Origin of the sequence: Janthinobacterium sp. BJB304, from assembly GCF_002735765.1 — a bacterium.
Classification (GTDB): Bacteria; Pseudomonadota; Gammaproteobacteria; order Burkholderiales; family Burkholderiaceae_D; genus Janthinobacterium.
The window spans coordinates 166,936-184,066 of record NZ_PDZN01000016.1; the positions used below are offsets into that span (position 1 = coordinate 166,936).

Here is a 17,131-nt window from a genome sequence, read left to right on the forward strand (position 1 = left end):
GGCATCGCGTTTTTGTGCCTGCCAGCTCCCATTCTCGCGCCAAACCGGTAACTGGCGTGGAACCTGGCACGCCATCCGGCGTCTATCTCTTTGCTTGTTTCACCATACGCCGCATCCGGTGCGCCGGATGTTTTCTGGATCAGCTTTTCATTGAGGTAGAACATGTTCACAAACAGTATTTTCCCCAGTCTCAGCCCGGCTCTGAAGTCCCATCTCGAGGCCCAATGCAATTTCGCCACGGAACTATCGCGCAAGATGTTCGATACGGCGCAGCAATTGAGCGAGCTGCATCTGCGGCTGGCGCAAGACTTGCTGCACGAGTGGAGCAACGCCAGCCAGCAACTGCTGGGCGCGCGCGACACGGGCGAGTTCATGTCGCTGGCCGCTGGCCAGTTGCAGCCAAGCAGTAACAAGCTGCACCAATACCAGCAGCAGCTCGGCAATCTCGTCGCCAACGCCAATGTCGAGATGAACCGCACGGCAGAGAACCACCTGCCCGAAACGAGCCGCACGGCCGTGGCCTTCGCTGACGAAGTGGTGCGCAAGACAGCGGAAGAAACGGAAAAAGCCACGCAGCGCCAGCGTGAAATGATCGAAAAAATGCACGCCACGGGCCACCGCGACGGCGCGGGCCGCAGCCACGATAACAGCAGGCAATCCGATCAGGCGCATTGAGCGCCTGCACAGACCACTTGACCCCCACTCGACAGCAAGGAGAGCGACATGGCTAGCAATCAAGGTAATGAACAGGGCAAAGGCACTGGCAGCAGCCAGAAAGCCAGCGAATCGGGCAGCGCCAAAGGCACGAGCAAGCGCGGTTTCGCCGCCATGAATGAGGAACAGCAACGCGAAATTGCCAGCAAGGGCGGCCAGGCAGCCCATCAAAAAGGCACGGCGCATGAATTCGACTCGGAAGAAGCACGCCGTGCCGGGCAGAAAGGTGGTGAAGCCGTCAGCCGCAACCGCGAACACATGGCGGAAATCGGCAGGAAAGGCGGCGAAAGCCGGCAATCTGCCCAGCGCGCCAATGAAAACCGCAGCAGCACGGCGGGGCGCAGCGGCGGCACCGGCCAGCAGGGCGGCAAGGACGAAGACGACAAGGGCTGACCGGGCTGCAGGACTTGCCGGGCCGAGCGAGCGGCTTAGCCCGGTAACGCACGGCTTGGCGCGGGAAGGCACGGGGCGGCCCTGGCGGCTCCGTGCAAGGGCTGGCGCAGCGCGGGGCGCGGCGGTATGGTACATTCTCGCCTTACCGACACCTCCGCGCCACGTCCCGCCCCTCCCCGCATGCAGCCATCCCTGAAATACCTGAGCGCCTATTCCGAACAAACGCAAGCGCAAGTGCAGCAACTGATCGCGCAAGACAAACTGGGCGAAGTGTTATTAAAACGCTACCCGAACGCACACGATGTGCGCAACGACAAATCGCTGTACCAATATGTGCAGGACTTGAAGAATGAATTCCTGCGCAATGCCGAGCCGATCAACAAAGTGGCGTTCGACAGCAAGATCCATGTGATCCAGCATGCGCTGGGCTTGCATACCTCGATCTCGCGCGTGCAGGGCGGCAAGCTCAAGGCCAAACATGAAATCCGCGTGGCGACCATGTTCAAGGAAGTGCCGCTGGAATTCCTGCGCATGATCGCCGTGCACGAACTGGCGCACGTCAAGGAAAAGCAGCACGACAAGGCCTTCTACAAGCTGTGCACATATATGGAACCGCAGTACCACCAGTACGAATTCGACGTGCGCCTGTACCTGACCCAGCTCGACCTGTCAGGCCAGCGCCTGTGGTCATGAACTGCTGCGCATGACGGCCTGCGCATGAAGTCCACGTGAAAATGCCGCCCGGCATACACTGGGCGGCATTGTTCGAGTGCGCTGGCTAGTCAGCATGGCCGCCCGGTAAACGGGCGGCTTTTTTACAGGCGCGCCGGCATGGCCGGCGCCATGCTCAGGCTCAGGCGGCGTTCTTGCGGCGAAGCATGAAGCCCAGCAGGCCCAAACCGCCCAGCAGCATGCCGTAGGTGGCCGGTTCCGGCACGGCGCTCACGCTAGCGGCGATATTGTCGACCTGGAAGGTATGCAAGGCGCCTTCCTTCCACGTTGCCGACAACAGATTGCTGAAACCCGTAAACGTGTAGTCGGCGAAGGTGTGGCCGCCGCCGAGGGTGAAGGTCTGGCTCACCGTGCCGCCGCCCACCTGGTGGCCGACGAAGGTCACGTCAAAGGAACCGGGCAAGCTCACGAAGTCGGCCAGGCTGATCGAGCTCAGCGAGAAAGCGCCGCCATCGGCACGGCTCAGGGTCGTCGTCGACAGGAGCGTCGCACCGAGACCGGCCGAACCGGCGTAGGCGAGGCTATTCTGGTGTGCCGAGCTCAGCAGCCCGAAACTGCTGTCGAAGTTGTAGCCGCCTTCGGAGTAGGACTTGAACACGGAACCAAAGTAGCCGGGTTGTTCCAGCGGATCGAAGCCGATGATGGTGGTTTGTGCGTGGGCGCCGCCAGCGCTGGCCAGAATGGCGGCGACAGCGGTCGCTCGCAAGAGGGTCATAGGTTTCAAAATAGCATCCTTTCGAGATGATGAAGTAGCGTGGTTGTGGCAACTTGAAATGGACCGGCACCTTTTTTGGGAGTCTGTACAACGCTCGTCGGTGTCCGATATTCCTAACGTTTGAACCATGCCAGTAGACCACAGCCATGCTTAAAAAGCATCTTCATTTTCAAAAAAACATGCTACCACTGCAATTTTTTTGCCATATTTTTATTAATTAACTCATCAGGCCCGATCAATTTTCCCATGCAGAAATAAAAAAGCCATGCAGTGCGTACTGCATGGCCCTTGCAAGCGGCAGGGAAAATAGTTGCCTGGCGGCATACGCACCGCCAGGCGAAAACGGCATTACGGCGCGCACTCCTTCAGGCGCTGCACCAGCGCTGCAGGATCGGCGTCGGCATTGAGGAACGCCGCGTGCTGCGGACGGATGAAACCCTGCTCCTTGCCGTTTTGCACGAAAGCAATCAAGCCATCATAGAAACGGTCGACATTGAGCAGGCCGATGGGCTTGGCATGCAAGCCCAGCTGGGCCCATGTGAGCATCTCGAACAGTTCTTCCAGGGTGCCATAACCGCCGGGCATGGCGATGAAGGCATCGGACAGGCTGGCCATCATCGCCTTGCGCTCATGCATGTCCTTCACGATGAACTGGCGCGTCAAGCCCATATGGCCCACTTCGCGCTCCACCAGCTGGGTGGGAATCACGCCCGTCACCTCGCCGCCCAGGCGCAGCACTTCATCGGCGATCACGCCCATCAGGCCCACTTTTCCGCCGCCATACACGAGCGAAATATTTTCCGCCACCAGCACGCGCGCCAGTTCGCGCGCCGCCACGGCATAGTCCGGCGAGACGCCCGCGTTGGCGCCACAGTACACACATAAAGCCTTGATCACAGTCGTCCCTACCCTTTCAATTCATCGATCGCCGCCTCGACTTCGAGGCGTTCCTTGGCGTCCAGTGCCACGCACTCGGCCGCCTTTTCATACAAGGCCAGCGCTTCCGCCAGCTTTTTCTTTCCATCGAGCATATTCAATGCGCGCGCATATTCGCTGTGCGCCAACGCCGAATATGGCGTCAGGGCCAGCGCCGTCTTGAAGTGCTGGTAGCCGTCTTCCTTGTTGGCGCCATAGGTCAGCCCCCCTATCATGACGCCGACCTTGTCGATAATTTCCGTATGATAAATCCCAAACGCGATATGCGCTTCCGCATGCATGGGCGCTACCGTCATCGTGCGGTCCAGGCTATTGCGCACACGCGCCCCCATGCCTTGCGCCAGGGCCTTGACGACGGAAGTGCCGAGCGCGTAGCGGCCCAGGCTGTAGGCATGCCAGTAGTAGCCGGCCGGATTGTCCGGCTGCTCGCTCTGCTGGCGCTCGCAGCGCTCGGCCACTTCCTCGTACATGTCGAGTTTCTGGCTGTCGTTGCCTTCCAGGTGCGTGGCATAGATGCAGGTGGCCTTGTGCGCCACCGCATAACCAGGCACGCCGACGGCCAGGCCCAGCTTCACGGCGCGCTCGAATTCGCCCGCATGGAAGGCCAGCCAGGCTTGCACCAGCGCAGGGTGTGTGGGAAACGGTTCCACATCGCCCGCATGCAGGCGCGACCAGGCCGCTTCCAGGGTTTGCGGGGTGTAGACATATGCTGCGTCCCGATAAGGAAATTGTTTCCAAGCCATATATCTCTCCTGTAATTGACGACGTGGCGCCAACAGCCGCATCAGTCGTTCTTGAGTTTGGTCACATACTCTTCCGACAGTTTGCGAAACAGCAAATGCGTTTCATTGCGCAAATAGGGTCCGATCAGGGACAGCACCTGGTAGCAGCCGCGCGCCAGCGCATCGGACATCGATTGCTGCTCGCTGTACTTGCGCGGATTGCGCACGTATTCGTACGACAGCCAGTAGGTGGCGACGACCACCATATTCGTCGCCATGGCGGCCACTTCCATGTCCGACGCCTCGAGCGACTGTTCGCTGCGCAAATCTTCGCACAGCTGCGTGGCCACCTTGATCTTGTGCGCCAGGATCAGTTTGAAGTGCAATTCCAGCTTGCGGTTGCGCGACAACAAATCGTTGAGGTCGCGATAGAAAAAGCGGTAGCGCCAGATCAGTTCGAACATCAGGTGCAGGTACAGCCAGACATCCTCGATATTCGAGCGGCGCCCGTCGGGCACGGTCAGGATGCGTTCGATTTCCGCCTCGAACTGGACGAAGATCGAGTTGACGATGTCGTCCTTGTTACGGAAGTGGTAATACAAGTTTCCCGGCGAAATGTTCATCTCTTCCGCAATCACGGTCGTCGTGATATTCGGCTCACCAAACTCATTGAACAGGCGCAGCGACAACTCCAGGATGCGTTCGCGGGTACGGCGTGGTGCTTTTTGTAGCATGGCGGGCAATCTCTCTGTGTTCTGCCTCAAGCATACCACCTAAGATAGCCGTAATGAAACACCGCGCCCCACGGCGGCGGCGAATAAGGCAGGCAAAAAAAAGCCTGCGCGAGCAGGCCGGAGGAATGCTGCGCCAGCTCAGGCCGGCGGCGCTTTTTTCTTCGCGGCCGGCCTGGCGGCTGGCTTGCTGGCGGCTGGCTTGGTCACGGGCTTGGTCACGGACTTGGCGGCGGTGCGCGGCACCGCCTTGGCGGTCGTCTTGACCGGTGCCTTGCCCGGGGCCTTGGCGACGGCCGCCTTCGGTGCCGCTTGCGGTACGGCTTTCGGTGCCGTTTTCGGCGCCGTCTTCGCGGCAGGCTTGGCAACGGCCTTCGGCTTGGCCGCCGGCGCGGCCTTGCCCGACAGCGCCGCCACCTGCACGCTCAAGGCATCGATCTTGGCGTGCAGCGCGGCAATGTCGTTTTGCATGGGCACGCCGATGGTGGCCAGGGCCCGCGCCACGCGCTCTTCAAACACCTGTTCCAGCTTGTCCCAGGAACCGCTGGCCTGCTTGCCCACGCCATCGGCCAGCTTGCTGACGCTGTCGCTGACATCGGCCACCTTGTCTTCGGCCCGCTTCTGGAACTCCGTGCCTTCCTTGACCAGCTTGGAAAACACGCGTCCGCCCTCTTCCTGCGCCTTGGCGAAGGCGCCCAGGCCCGCTTGCCAGATCTGCTGCGCGGACGAGCGCACGGCGCTCGCCAATTCCTTGTCTTCGGTCAACTCCTTCAATTTCTTCACCATCGCCAGCTCCCGTCATGTGAAAGGCCATGCCACTTCATGGATATTTTTATTCTAGTGAGCAAAACTAGAGACGGGAGTCTAATTCGATAGCGAACTGCGCCCCAAGGTGCGCCAGCGCACGCGGCGGCCGGTCGCTTGCGCGCGGCCAGCGCCTAAGCCGCCGCTTTCACGGGGCCATGCAGCAGCTTGTGCAGGCGGAAGCCTTCGCGGATATTCTCGCGCAGCACGGCGCCTTTCCACGGCTTGGTGTAGAAGCGGTCGACGGCGCCGCGGTTGATGGCCGCCATGATGGGGGTCAGGTCGGCAAAGGCCGACAGCATGATGCGGAAGGTGTCGGGGCACAGGTGCTTGACCCGCTCCATGAATTCGGTGCCGCTCATGAGCGGCATGCACTGGTCGCACAGGATCACCTGTACCTTGTGGCGCGCCAGGATGTCGAAGCCCTCAGCGGCCGTCTGCGCCGTCAGGATGCGGTAACCGTCCTGCGCCAGGAAGTCGCTGAGCACGTCGAGCATGAAGACATCGTCGTCGACGATCAGCAAGGTTTGCTGCTCTTCGCTGCCATCATCCTGCGGCGCCTGCAGCAGCTTGCCACCCATCAGCATCTGCTCGAATTCTTCCTGCGGCACGGGGCGGCTGAAATAATAGCCCTGCATCTCGTCGCAGCCGTGGCGCCGCAAATAGGCCAGCTGCGCATCGTTTTCCACGCCTTCGGCGATCACCTCCAGTTTCATGCTGTGCGCCATGCTGATGATGGCCAGCACGATGGCCGCGTCGTCCGGATTGCTCGTCACTTCGCGCACGAAGGCGATGTCGATCTTCAGCTTGTCGATGGGGAAGCGCTTCAGGTAGGCCAGGCTGGAATAGCCGGTGCCGAAATCGTCGATGGAAATCTGGATGCCCAGCGCCTTCAGGTTGCGCAGCACGGAGATGGTTTCCTCGGCATTCGACATCAGCGAGCTTTCCGTCAGCTCCAGTTCCAGCAGGTCGGGCGCGATATCGTGCTTGCGGATGGCCTTGAGCACCTCCTCTTCCAGGCCGCCGACGAAGAACTGGATGCCCGACACGTTCACCGACAGGTGCACGGGGCCGATGCTGCTGGCGCCCCACTCGCTGATCTTCTTGCACGCCTCGTCGAGCACCCAGTTGCCGACGCGTACGATGAGGCCTGTTTCTTCCAGCAGGGGGATGAACAGGGCCGGCGAGACCATGCCGTGGCCGGGACGGCGCCAGCGTATCAGCGCTTCGGCGCCGCTGATGCGCCCCGAGATGATATTCACCTTGGGCTGGAAGAACAGCACGAATTCCTCGTTGTCGATGGCGCGCCGCAAGGCATTTTCCATGTCCAGCCGCGCCATCGATTGCGCATTCATTTCCGCCGTGAAGAAGCGGAAGGCGTCGCGCCCCGCTTCCTTGGCGCGGTACATGGCCGTGTCGGCGTATTGAATCAGGGTGTCGGCATCGAGCGCATCCTCGGGGAACACGGAAATGCCGATGCTGACCGTCACCGTCACTTCGTGGCCCTGCAAGTCGAAGGGCTTGCGCATCGCCTCGCGGATCTTGTCGACCACGCCCACGGCATGCTGGGCGCCTTCGGGCAGCACCAGGATGGTGGCAAATTCATCGCCGCCAAAGCGGCCGATGGTGTCGCGCACGCGCAGGCAATCGACGAGGCGGCTGGAAAACTGCCGCAGCAGGTCGTCGCCGATGGTGTGGCCCAGGGTATCGTTGATATTCTTGAAGCGGTCGACATCCATGAACAGCACGGCCACGGCCCACTGGTGTTCGGCCGCCTGGGACAGCGAATGGGTCAGCGAAGCATAAAACTGGCTGCGGTTCGGCAAACCCGTCAAGGTATCGAAATGGGCCAGCTTCATCAAACGCTGCTCGGCATCCTTGCGCTCGGTGATGTCGCGCGCCACGGCCACCAGGATCCAGCTCTGCCCCGAGCGCAGGGTGCGCCGCTGCACTTCCACCGACAGCGGCGAGCCGTCCTTGCGCTGCAGCTGCAATTCCGTCATCGGGCCGCCCTGATCTCCGGCCAGCAGCTTGTTGTACAGCTCTTCGAGCTGGGATTCGCCCTCGTGCGCGCGGCCCGGCCCCACGCGCAGGAAATCCTCGCGCTCGAAACCGAGCATGCGGCAAGCCGTCTGGTTGACGTCGACGAAGCACATGCCGGCGCGGTCGACGAGGAAAATTGCGTCGGCCGTGGCATCCATCGCCAGGCGGAAGCGGCGCAAGTCTTCATCGAGGCGGATGCGCGCCGCCATGTCCAGGGTCAGCTGCTCGTGATGGCGCTTGATCTCGTCGTACAGCAGCAGGTTGTCGTAGGCGACGGCGATCTGCGCCGCCACCGTCGCGGCGACACGCTCGTCGACTTCGGAAAATTCATTCGCCCCCAGCTTGTCGACCAGGTACAGCCAGCCGTGGCTGCGTTCGCGCGAAGCGATGGCCACGCCCAGGAAGGAATGCACGGGCGGGTGCGTGTCGGGCAAGCCCAGCGCGCCGGGATCGCCCTTCAAGCCGTTGACCCGGTAGGGCTGGCGCTGTTCCAGCAAGCGGTTCAAAATGCCCGTGCGCGGCGCGCTGGCGATGCGCTCGAGGTTTTTCTCGGCGCCGCACGAGGAAAAATAGCTGAGCTTTTCGGCGCCCTCTTCCAGCACGCCGATGCAGGCGTACTTGGAGACGCAGATATTCTGCGCCACCTTGCAGCCCGCCTCGATCAGGGCGCGCGGATCGCGTTCGGCGCCCAGTTCGATGCCGAGTTCGATCAGGGCCGTCAGGCGCAGGCTCACCGCCTGCAGGCTCGACAGCGAGCGCGACAGACGCTCCGTCATGACGCCCAGGTCTTCGGGAAGCGCGGCCTGGCCCTCGCGCTGGCTGGCCAGCTGCGAAATCTGCTGGCTGCTCGATTCGAGTTCGTCGAGGTAGCCGCTGACCTGATGCTCGATGCCGGCCAGTTTGCCCGTGGCGGGAAGCGCCGCACCGCCGCCCGCGCCCGGCCCCGCCGCCACCTGGGCCGCCGCCGGCATCAGCCCCAGCGCCTCGTTGACGGTGCGCACGATAACCTCGGGGTCGGACGGCTTGGGCAGCACCCAGCGCACGCCGCATGCCTGCGCCAGCAGGATCGCTTCCTGCTCGCGGTAAGTGGCCGTATAAAAGATGATGGGCACATCGGTCAGCGCGGGGTCGGCATGCACGCGCGTGACGAATTCGTAGCCGTCCATGTTCGGCATGAGGATGTCGGAGATGATCAGGTCCGGCCGCTCGGTGCGCAGGATTTCCAGCGCGTCGGCGCCATTGGCCGCCTCCAGCAGGCGGTGGCCGCCGTAGCCCAGCAGAGCGGTGAGGAATTCGCGATTCAGTACATGATCATCGACGATCAGGATGGTGGCTATGTCGTTTTTAACTGGCGTCGACGGCGCCCCGGGTAAAAAAGACTCCAGCTCCGCCACGAACAGGTCGGGTTCGATCGGCTTGCCGATGTAGCCATTGAAGCCCGCTTCGAGCAGGCGTTCACGGTCGCCCACCATGGCCAGCGCCGTCACGGCCAAGGCCGGAATCTTGCGCAGCAGCGGGTCTTTCTTCAGCTCCGCCACCACGCCATAGCCATCGAGCTTGGGCAAATGCACATCGCAAATGATCAGATCGGGCAATTCGCTGCGCGCCATGCGCACGCCCTCTTCACCGTCATAGGCGGCCAGCGGCGTGTACCCGAAGGCACGCAGCAAATACACCATCAATTCCATATTGGTGGCGTTATCTTCGATAATCAGTATACGTGCGGACAATTAGCGCCCCCAATAAAAACTGCATGGACTCATTTTCTGCCTGCGTTCAACTTTCCGCTTGCGCAGCCAACATAACAATCCTACAACATCTTGCCATATATCCAGAGAAATAGGTGGCCGTCGTCAGGCTGCGGAACGGGGCAAGCGGCCTCAAGAACAAATTTCCACCGCCTGTCTTCCGATGCTAGCTTAATACAGTACGCCAGTGGAAAACAGCATTATCTGCCCCTTGCGTTGTTAAACAGGGGCAACAGCAGAGTCAAAACAGACAGTCTTGCCATGCAGACAAAACACAACAGGACTCAGGCGAAATGGGGGGCCGAAGGGGGCTGAGCGACTTCGTTCTTGATAGTGATTTCTGCCAGCAGCCGGCGCAGCACGCGCGCGTCGCTGGCCAGCGCCACGTGGCCGATGCCGCCAAAGGCGAGATTGCGCGCGCCCGGCAACTGCGCGGACGCTTGCGGCGCGACGATATTGTCGTGATGCGAATACATCGACGTGATCAGCGCGCGCGTCTCCGGCGTCTCGCTGGCGGCCAGCTGCGCCAGCCAGCCGCTGGGCGCATCATCGATGCGGCTCATCTGCCGCGCATTCGTCCCCGCCGCCAGATTGGCCAGCGCCGTGCCGTGGTGGGGCGTGCCGATGGTGATGATGCGCGCCACGCGGGCCGCACCGTAACGGCGCAGCCAGGCGCGCGCCACCAGGCCGCCCATGCTGTGGGCGACGATGATGACCCGGTCGCTGCCCGTGCGCGCGCACAGCGCCTCGATCGCTTGCTCGACCTGCGGCACGAAGTCTTCGATGTCGGCGCCTATCGGTTCCAGGTCGACGCCGTCGTGCGCAATGCCGGCCCGCGCCAGCTGCCGGCTCAGCTGCGTCCAGTAGCCGCGGTTGCACACATAGCCGTGCACCAGCAGCACCGGCAGCCCCTGGCCAGCGATGTTGTCGGCCGCATGCAGGCGCGGACGCAGCATGTCCCACGACGAGGACCGCAGGGTAGCGCGCAGCTCGCCGAAAAACAGGCGCGCGGCCCCCCCGATACCCAACTGATATTGCTCTGGTACGGGGCTGCCCAGGCGCCGGCTCTGCCAGAAATTGCGCGCCACGATCAGCGCGCGCACGGCCAGCAGCATGGCGCCCGCCAGCAGCAGGGCCATGGCGGGCGAGGCGACGCCCCACGCGTGCATGGCCAGGTACGCAAAGCCCAGCACGGCCAGCACCTGCAGCAGCATCAGCCACTTGAGGATGCGCGCGATCATGCAGCGCCTGCAAGGGGAACTGGCGCCGGCTTGCCCGTTAATTGCTGCGCCAGGCCGCTGGCCAGGCGCGCGGCCAGCGCATAGATCGTCAGTTGCGGATTGGCGCCTATCGACGTGGGAAACAGCGAGCCGTCGTGCACGGACAGGTTGCGCACGCCGTGGTAGCGGCCGTCGGCGCCCGTCACGCCCAGGCGCGCATCGTCCGACATGGCGCAGCCGCCCATCACGTGGGCCGATACCACGCGCGTCAGTAGCGCCTGCATCGGCAAATCGCCGATGGCCCGCTTCGCCTGCGTCCAGCTCGTGTAGTGGCTGGCCATCTCGTGCACGGGATACACGCTCCTGGCGCCGGCGGCGAACTGGATTTCCGCCATCGACAGCAGCGCGCGCCGCACGCCATCCCAGATGAACGGCGTGAGCGGATAGTCGAGCACGGGCGCGCCGAAGCTGTCGATGGAGACGCTGCCGCCGACCGCCTCATGGTGAAAGCCGTCGCGCAGCAGCGCCAGCAAGGCGTGCGCATGGGGGAAGTCGCGCATGGTGCGCGCATGTTCATCGCCGAATCCGCCCATGGTGGTGGCCATCAGCAGCGGGTGCAAAGGCGGCGCTTCGAGCTTGTAGCCGATGGGGCCGTCGATGGGCGCCGTGTGCAGGAAATGGTCCGAATAAATCGTCTGCGGCGCCCCCGCGTAGGCGTCGACGCGCTGCGTGAACAGGCCCGCCGACACCACGGTCGGATGCAAAAAGGTGCGCCGGCCCAGCAAGCCGTGCGGGTCGGGCGCCTGCGAACGCAGCAGCAGCGCGGGCGAATTGATGGCGCCGCCGGCCAGCACAAAATGTTTCGCGCGCAGCGTCAGGCGCACGCCCATGGGTACTTGCCCGGCCGCGTCCAGCGCAGTGACTTGCAGGCTGTCGACGCGCTCGCCCTTGAAGCTGAAACGCTCGGCGCGCGCATGCACGAGCAGGCCCGCGCCCAGCGCCAGCGCCGACGGAATCGTCGTCACCAGCATCGACTGCTTGGCGTTGGTCGGGCAGCCCATGCCGCAGTAGCCGAGGTTCCAGCAGCCGTTCACGTTGCGCCGGATGGCGGCCGTCGGAATCCCCAGCGCCGCGGCGCCACGGCGCAATAAATCGTTGTTTTCGTTGGGCGGCGCGGCCCAGTCGCTCACGTGCAGGCGCTTCTCCATCATGGCGAACCACGGCGCCATGGCGTCCACCGAATAGCCGGACAAGCCAAAATGCCGGCGCCAGTATTCGAGGGTGCCGGGCGGCGTGCGAAAACTCGAGGTCCAGTTGACGGTGGTCGAACCGCCCACCGTACGCCCCTGCAGGATATTGATGGCCTTGTCGCGCGTCTTGCGCGCGGCCGATTCCTGGTACAGCGCGGGATAGGCCTGCGCTTCGCGCATCTTGAAGTCTTTCGAGGACTTCAAGCCGCCCTCTTCGACGATCAAGACTTTCAAGCCGGCCAGCGCGAGGATTTCCGCCGTCACGCCGCCGCCGGCGCCGCTGCCGATGACGACGACGTCCGCTTCCAGGGTGCGGTCGGTACCCAGGGTGCTGGCGTCGGTGACGTTCCAGCCTGCCGCAATGCCGGCGGAGATGGGATCAGGAATGGGGGATGTGCTCATGGATGCCTTATGCGCTCAGTTCGGGCAGCGGTCCCGGATAGCCGATGGCGGCCCAGTGGGCGGCATCGGCGTACCAGGCGCCGAGGATCAGGTCATGCAGGGCCAGGTAGGCCGTCTGCAGGGTGGCCAGGCGGTGCGTGCGCCACGCCTGCAGAAAGGCGGCCACCTGGGCCGGATCGGCTGCGTGCCAGCCATCTTTTACGCCGGCGACGAAGCGCCGCGCGGGCGCCAGCGCCAGCAAGCCGAACAGGTCCTGCACTTCCTGCTGCGCCGCCAGCGGCAAGCCATGAATGGCCGTGTCCACGCCGGCGATGGCGCCATCGAGCGCCGCGGCCCGCGCGGGGGCTTCCTGCGGCAGCGCGCTGCCCAGCATGGCCGGCACGATGGCCGCCAGCGCAGCACGCGCTTCGCCGTCGAGCACGAAACGGCCAGGAGGCGCCGGCCCGCGCACCAGGCGGTAGGCGGTGCCGCCGGCGGCCAGCGCACAGGCGCCCAACACGCCCAGTTTCAAGAACGATCTGCGTCGCATTCCCATGTCTCCCCTTGTTTTGTACCGCCTTTTGCAGGCCAGTGTACGCCAAAGGAAGTGCGCTTCCGCGCGCAAAAACTAGAGCGAGCCGTCTAGTTTACGCGACTGTAACCACAGCGGCAGCATGGCCAGCAGCGCCGCCAGCGCCCCGCCGATGGCGATGCCGGGCAAGCCGAAGGCGACGATCAGCACACCGCCCAGCGCCCCGCCAGCAGCCGTGCCCGCATTGAAGGCGGCGATATTCAGGCCCGCCGCCACCGCATCGCTGCCCGGGCAATGCCGCTGCGCCAGGCGCAGCAGCCGCATGGTCGACAGGGTGACGAGGGCAAAGAACAGCAAGCCCAGGGTGCCGCACAGGGCCAGCATGGCCAGGGGATGCGTGCGCAGCGCATAAAACCCCAGCAGGTTGAGCGCCAGTGCGGCCAGGGCCAGCACGGTGCAGCGCAGGGCGTGGGGACGGTCCGCGCACCAGCCGCCCAGCAGGTTGCCGCCGATGGCGCACGCGCCAAAGCACAGCATGGCGGCACTGAGCCAGCCCGCATCGAGCCCGCCCAGCTGCAGCAGGAACGGCGAGACATACGTGAAAAAGCTGAAGGTGGCCACGCTGACCAGCGCCGCCACGCCGGCCGCCAGCAGCAGGGGCGGCTGCAGGATGGCGCGCAGGCTGGCCAGGGCCGAGGTGGCGGCGGCCGGCTGGCGCGCGGCGGGCATGGCGCAGCGCAAGCCGGCGCCGCCGCACAGGGCCAGCACGCCGATAGTGAAAAAGACCCAGCGCCACGACGAGACGGTGCCCAGCCACGTCCCCAGCGGCACGCCGCCCGCCAGCGCCAGGGTCAGGCCCAGCCAGACGATGGACAGCGCCCGTCCCGCGCGGGACGGGTCGACCAGGCTGGTGGCCGCATGCGAGGCGACGGCCATGAACACGCCATGCGCGATGCCGACGGCAAAGCGCACACCGAGCAGCGCGCCCAGCGCCGGCGCGGCCGCCATGGCCATGCTGCCGGCCGCCAGCACGAGCATGGTGGCCACCAGCACCTGGCGCACGGGCCGGCGCGCCAGCAGGGCCGTCAGGACGGGCGCGCCGATGGCCGCTCCCAGCGCATACGCGGCAATGGCGCCGCCGGCCGCCGCCACGCTGGCGTGCAAGTCGCGCGCCATGGGGGTCAACAGGCCGGCGGCGATGAATTCAGACAAGCCGAAGGCGAAGCTGCACAAGGACAGCCAATAAATGGAGGAAGGTAGCGCGCGGCGGCGCGGCGTAACGTTGGACATGGCATTCCTGACAATCAAAAACGCCATGCTGGCCCCTGCACCACCATCTGTAAAATATCTTATTTATCTTAAAACGAGACGCTCAAAGTCTTATTGAGCAGCGAACAGCCGCAGCTGCGCCAGCAGCCGCTCGCGCACGGGAGACGTGCGTTGCGGGTCCCACGCCATGTACAGGTCGAGCTGGCGCAGCGGCGCGGGTGCGCTGCTTGCCAGCGGCAGCATGACGACACCGGCAGGCTTGGACGCCGCCAGACTGGCCGGCAGCAGGGCCACGCCGAAGCCGGCCGCCACCAGGCCTAGCACCGTTTGCAAACGGCGCGCCTGCTGCACCACGCGCGGCACGAAACCCGCATGCAGGCACAGGCTGGCCAGCTGGTCGTGGAAACCCTGGCCCAGCTCGCGCGGCGAGGCGACGAAATCGTCACCGGCCAGGTCCGCCAGGTCCACGCGCGCCTGCCCCGCGCAGCGGTGGTGCAACGGCAGCGCGATCACGATGTCTTCGCCGGACAGGCGCTCGAAGCGCAGGCCGGGCGTGCTGCGGCCGGGCGCGCGCAGCACGGCGATATCGACCTCGCCCCGCTCCAGCCACTCGACCTGCTGCTGCGTCGATGCTTCGCGCAAGGTGAATTGCACGGCGGGCGAGGCGGCGCGGAAGGCGCGCAAGGCGTCCAGCACGTGGGCGTAGGGCGTAATGTGGATAAAACTGAGGCGCAAGTGCCCTTCGATACCCTGCGCCACGCGGCGCGTGGCGGCCACGCCCTCTTCCAGGCTGGCCAGCACCTGGCGCGCTGTGGCCAGGAAAGCATCCCCTGCCGGCGTCAGGCTGACCTTGCGGTTGGTGCGCTCGAATACGGGGTAGCCCAGCGCCTCTTCCAGCCGCAGGATCGCCTGCGACAGGGGCGGCTGCGCCATGTGCAGCCGTTCGGCCGCGCGCCGGAAATTGAGTTCCTCGGCGACGGCGATGAACTGGCGCAGCAGCCGCGTCTCGATCATGGGCCTTTTTTGGCGACCGCCAGGATATGCCGCGCGATGCCGCGCAGGATATTGACTTCTTCCGTTTCCAGCCCCGTGCGCGAAAACAGACGTTTTAAGCGCGGCATCAGTTTTTTCGGGTTGTCGGCGTCGAGGAAGTCGATGGCGACCAGCGCCTGCTCCAGGTGCGCATACATGCCGTCGACCTGCGCCAGGCTGGCCGCGTCGCCATGGAAGCCGACGGGGCTGGCCGCCTGAGCATCGCCGAGCGCCGCCACGCGGCATTCATAGGCGACGACCTGCGCCGCCTGCGACAGGTTCAGCGAGGAATACTCGGGATTGGCGGGAATGTTGATCAGCACATTGCACTGCTCGACGATCTCGTTGGGCAAGCCGAAGCGCTCGTTGCCGAAGATGACGGCCGCGTGCAGGTCTTCGCCGGCCGCCAGCTGCGCCGCGATGGCGCGCGGGGCCGTGACGGGCGGCGAGAATTCGCGCAGTCGGGCCGACACGGCCGCCGCGTAATTGCAGCCTTCGAGCGCCTCGGCGATCGAGCCGACGATGCGCGCGCCGGACAGAATATCCTGCGCACCGCTGGCGAAGGCCACCGCTTCCGCATCCGTCAAGGCGTCGGGAAAGCGGGGATTGACCAGCACCAGATCGGAAAAACCCATCGTTTTCATGGCGCGCGCGACGGCGCCAATGTTGCCAGAGCGACTAGTTTCGACAAGAATAAATCGCAGGCGTTTGAAAAGAGACGTGTTGATTTCAGGCAGATTCATTTAAAATAGCGCTATTGCGCGGTATCGATACAGGAAATTTCGGGAAACGGAGTCACAAAACGCTGACGCCAGGCCGGGATTTTAACCACTTCGGCACCGCTCCGCTCTTTAATTCATTCTTGCACTCTATCGTACCGGCGCCGCAAGGCGGCCATGGGCGGTCGCGTGCTTTTAACGGAAGCTCACATGCACCCAATGCTCAACACGGCGATCAAAGCCGCCCGCCGCGGCGCCGCCGTCATCAATCGCGCCTCTTTTGACCTCGACCGCGTCGTCGTCACGGAAAAACAACATAACGATTTCGTCACCGACGTCGACCAGGCGGCCGAACAAGCCATCATCGAGGTGCTGTCCAAGGCCTACCCGGACCACGCGTTCCTGGCTGAGGAATCGGGAGCTTCCGCCAACTCGCACGACGAGAATGAATATCAGTGGATCATCGACCCGATCGATGGCACCACCAACTTTATCCACGGCTTCCCGCAATACTGCATCTCGATCGCGCTCGCGCATCGCGGCGTCGTCACGCAAGCCGTCATCTACGATCCGGTCCGCAACGACCTGTTCACGGCCACCAAGGGCGCCGGCGCCTACCTGAACGAAAAACGCATCCGCGTCACCAAGCTGGACCGCATTTCGAACGCCATGCTGGGCACCGGCCACGGCGCCGGCCCGCGCGCGCTCGACGAATACCTGAAGATGTACCAGATCATGGCCGAACGCAGCCAGGGCGTGCGCAGTGCCGGCTCGGCCGCGCTGGACCTGGCCAACGTCGCTTGCGGCCGCCTGGACGGCTTCTACGAAAAAGGCTTGAAGCCTTGGGATATCGCCGCCGGCGCCCTGATGATCACGGAATCGGGCGGCATCGTCGGTGAATTTTCCGGCGAATCGGACTACCTGTACAAGGGCGACGTCATCGCCGCCAGCCCGAAGATCTTCGGCCAGATGATCCCCCTGCTGGCGCCATTCGCCTGATCGCCAGACGCGCCCTGATGTAAAAAGCTGCCGGAGGAAACTCCGGCAGCTTTTTTTTTGGGCCTGACCCGTCCTGGAATAAGTTGACACTTTTTCGTTACAGAGAAGGAGTGTCCGATGGAACAAGGGTTTCGACGCAGTCAGCGAGATTACAGCCTGGCTTTTAAATTGAGCGTTGTCGAGCAGGTTGA

Annotated in this window: 16 protein-coding genes; 4 read left to right on the forward strand and 12 right to left on the reverse strand. The window is 63.9% G+C overall.

All coding sequences use genetic code 11. The features are described 5' to 3' along the window. Positions 1 to 162 precede the first annotated feature (162 nt). The 3 genes from CSQ95_RS19570 (at position 163) to CSQ95_RS19580 (ending at position 1,800) form a co-directional block, all read left to right on the forward strand. Positions 163 to 675: a phasin family protein gene (locus tag CSQ95_RS19570; RefSeq protein WP_099410713.1), complete on the forward strand. Its 513-nt coding sequence runs from the start codon at positions 163 to 165 to the stop codon at positions 673 to 675. 48 nt (positions 676 to 723) lie between these two features. Then, entirely contained in the window at positions 724 to 1,107 is a 384-nt protein-coding gene (locus tag CSQ95_RS19575; RefSeq protein WP_099410714.1) for a KGG domain-containing protein, read from the forward strand. Positions 1,108 to 1,287: 180 nt separating this feature from the next. After that, entirely contained in the window at positions 1,288 to 1,800 is a 513-nt protein-coding gene (locus CSQ95_RS19580; RefSeq protein ID WP_070304061.1) for a YgjP-like metallopeptidase domain-containing protein, read from the forward strand. 160 nt (positions 1,801 to 1,960) lie between these two features. Here the strand turns inward: CSQ95_RS19580 and CSQ95_RS19585 are convergent, their stop codons facing one another. The 12 genes from CSQ95_RS19585 to CSQ95_RS19640 form a co-directional block, all read right to left on the reverse strand. Continuing rightward, on the reverse strand, positions 1,961 to 2,554 hold the full coding sequence (locus CSQ95_RS19585) for a PEP-CTERM sorting domain-containing protein (RefSeq protein WP_070224977.1): 594 nt from the start codon (positions 2,552 to 2,554) through the stop codon (positions 1,961 to 1,963). A 348-nt stretch (positions 2,555 to 2,902) separates the two neighbouring features. Then, a complete protein-coding gene (locus CSQ95_RS19590) occupies positions 2,903 to 3,448 on the reverse strand; it encodes a TIGR00730 family Rossman fold protein (RefSeq protein ID WP_046682536.1) in 546 nt (181 codons plus the stop codon). An 11-nt stretch (positions 3,449 to 3,459) separates the two neighbouring features. Continuing rightward, entirely contained in the window at positions 3,460 to 4,233 is a 774-nt protein-coding gene (locus CSQ95_RS19595; protein ID WP_099410716.1) for a hypothetical protein, read from the reverse strand. Between the two features lie 41 nt (positions 4,234 to 4,274). Next, positions 4,275 to 4,946: a TetR/AcrR family transcriptional regulator gene (locus CSQ95_RS19600; protein ID WP_034758777.1), complete on the reverse strand. Its 672-nt coding sequence runs from the start codon at positions 4,944 to 4,946 to the stop codon at positions 4,275 to 4,277. A gap of 138 nt (positions 4,947 to 5,084) precedes the next feature. Beyond that, the gene (locus tag CSQ95_RS19605) at positions 5,085 to 5,729 is read right to left on the reverse strand and encodes a phasin family protein (RefSeq protein ID WP_099410717.1); all 645 of its coding nucleotides are present in this window, start codon (positions 5,727 to 5,729) and stop codon (positions 5,085 to 5,087) included. 152 nt (positions 5,730 to 5,881) lie between these two features. After that, complete coding sequence (locus CSQ95_RS19610; RefSeq protein ID WP_099410718.1) at positions 5,882 to 9,520, reverse strand: EAL domain-containing protein; 3,639 nt, start codon at positions 9,518 to 9,520, stop codon at positions 5,882 to 5,884. A 302-nt stretch (positions 9,521 to 9,822) separates the two neighbouring features. Continuing rightward, the gene (locus CSQ95_RS19615; protein WP_099410719.1) at positions 9,823 to 10,779 is read right to left on the reverse strand and encodes a triacylglycerol lipase; all 957 of its coding nucleotides are present in this window, start codon (positions 10,777 to 10,779) and stop codon (positions 9,823 to 9,825) included. Continuing rightward, on the reverse strand, positions 10,776 to 12,410 hold the full coding sequence (locus tag CSQ95_RS19620) for a GMC family oxidoreductase (RefSeq protein ID WP_099410720.1): 1,635 nt from the start codon (positions 12,408 to 12,410) through the stop codon (positions 10,776 to 10,778). The genes CSQ95_RS19615 and CSQ95_RS19620 overlap by 4 nt, the downstream gene beginning before the upstream one ends. A gap of 7 nt (positions 12,411 to 12,417) precedes the next feature. After that, positions 12,418 to 12,945 (reverse strand): hypothetical protein, encoded by a 528-nt coding sequence (locus tag CSQ95_RS19625; protein WP_099410721.1) that lies wholly within the window; start codon positions 12,943 to 12,945, stop codon positions 12,418 to 12,420. A gap of 72 nt (positions 12,946 to 13,017) precedes the next feature. Further along, positions 13,018 to 14,211 carry an MFS transporter gene (locus CSQ95_RS19630; protein WP_099410722.1) on the reverse strand — a complete coding sequence of 398 codons (1,194 nt, stop codon included), beginning with the start codon at positions 14,209 to 14,211 and terminating at the stop codon, positions 13,018 to 13,020. 90 nt (positions 14,212 to 14,301) lie between these two features. Next, complete coding sequence (locus CSQ95_RS19635; protein ID WP_099410723.1) at positions 14,302 to 15,204, reverse strand: LysR substrate-binding domain-containing protein; 903 nt, start codon at positions 15,202 to 15,204, stop codon at positions 14,302 to 14,304. Continuing rightward, entirely contained in the window at positions 15,201 to 15,965 is a 765-nt protein-coding gene (locus CSQ95_RS19640; protein ID WP_070312936.1) for an RNA methyltransferase, read from the reverse strand. Before CSQ95_RS19640 ends, CSQ95_RS19635 begins: the two co-directional genes overlap by 4 nt. A 195-nt stretch (positions 15,966 to 16,160) precedes the next feature. Here CSQ95_RS19640 and CSQ95_RS19645 point away from each other — a divergent pair, with 195 nt between their 5' ends. Beyond that, positions 16,161 to 16,940, forward strand: a complete 780-nt coding sequence (locus tag CSQ95_RS19645; protein ID WP_070224967.1) for an inositol monophosphatase family protein — start codon at positions 16,161 to 16,163, stop codon at positions 16,938 to 16,940. Positions 16,941 to 17,131 lie beyond the last annotated feature (191 nt).

Bases quoted from the DNA above. Each gene is read 5' to 3' on its own strand.
- CSQ95_RS19570 (WP_099410713.1), top strand. From the start codon at position 163: ATGTTCACAAACAGTATTTTCCCCAGTCTCAGCCCGGCTCTGAAGTCC.
- CSQ95_RS19575 (WP_099410714.1), top strand. From the start codon at position 724: ATGGCTAGCAATCAAGGTAATGAACAGGGCAAAGGCACTGGCAGCAGC.
- CSQ95_RS19580 (WP_070304061.1), top strand. From the start codon at position 1,288: ATGCAGCCATCCCTGAAATACCTGAGCGCCTATTCCGAACAAACGCAA.
- CSQ95_RS19585 (WP_070224977.1), bottom strand. From the start codon at position 2,554: ATGACCCTCTTGCGAGCGACCGCTGTCGCCGCCATTCTGGCCAGCGCT.
- CSQ95_RS19595 (WP_099410716.1), bottom strand. From the start codon at position 4,233: ATGGCTTGGAAACAATTTCCTTATCGGGACGCAGCATATGTCTACACC.
- CSQ95_RS19600 (WP_034758777.1), bottom strand. From the start codon at position 4,946: ATGCTACAAAAAGCACCACGCCGTACCCGCGAACGCATCCTGGAGTTG.
- CSQ95_RS19605 (WP_099410717.1), bottom strand. From the start codon at position 5,729: ATGGTGAAGAAATTGAAGGAGTTGACCGAAGACAAGGAATTGGCGAGC.
- CSQ95_RS19615 (WP_099410719.1), bottom strand. From the start codon at position 10,779: ATGATCGCGCGCATCCTCAAGTGGCTGATGCTGCTGCAGGTGCTGGCC.
- CSQ95_RS19620 (WP_099410720.1), bottom strand. From the start codon at position 12,410: ATGAGCACATCCCCCATTCCTGATCCCATCTCCGCCGGCATTGCGGCA.
- CSQ95_RS19625 (WP_099410721.1), bottom strand. From the start codon at position 12,945: ATGGGAATGCGACGCAGATCGTTCTTGAAACTGGGCGTGTTGGGCGCC.
- CSQ95_RS19630 (WP_099410722.1), bottom strand. From the start codon at position 14,211: ATGTCCAACGTTACGCCGCGCCGCCGCGCGCTACCTTCCTCCATTTAT.
- CSQ95_RS19635 (WP_099410723.1), bottom strand. From the start codon at position 15,204: ATGATCGAGACGCGGCTGCTGCGCCAGTTCATCGCCGTCGCCGAGGAA.
- CSQ95_RS19640 (WP_070312936.1), bottom strand. From the start codon at position 15,965: ATGAATCTGCCTGAAATCAACACGTCTCTTTTCAAACGCCTGCGATTT.
- CSQ95_RS19645 (WP_070224967.1), top strand. From the start codon at position 16,161: ATGCTCAACACGGCGATCAAAGCCGCCCGCCGCGGCGCCGCCGTCATC.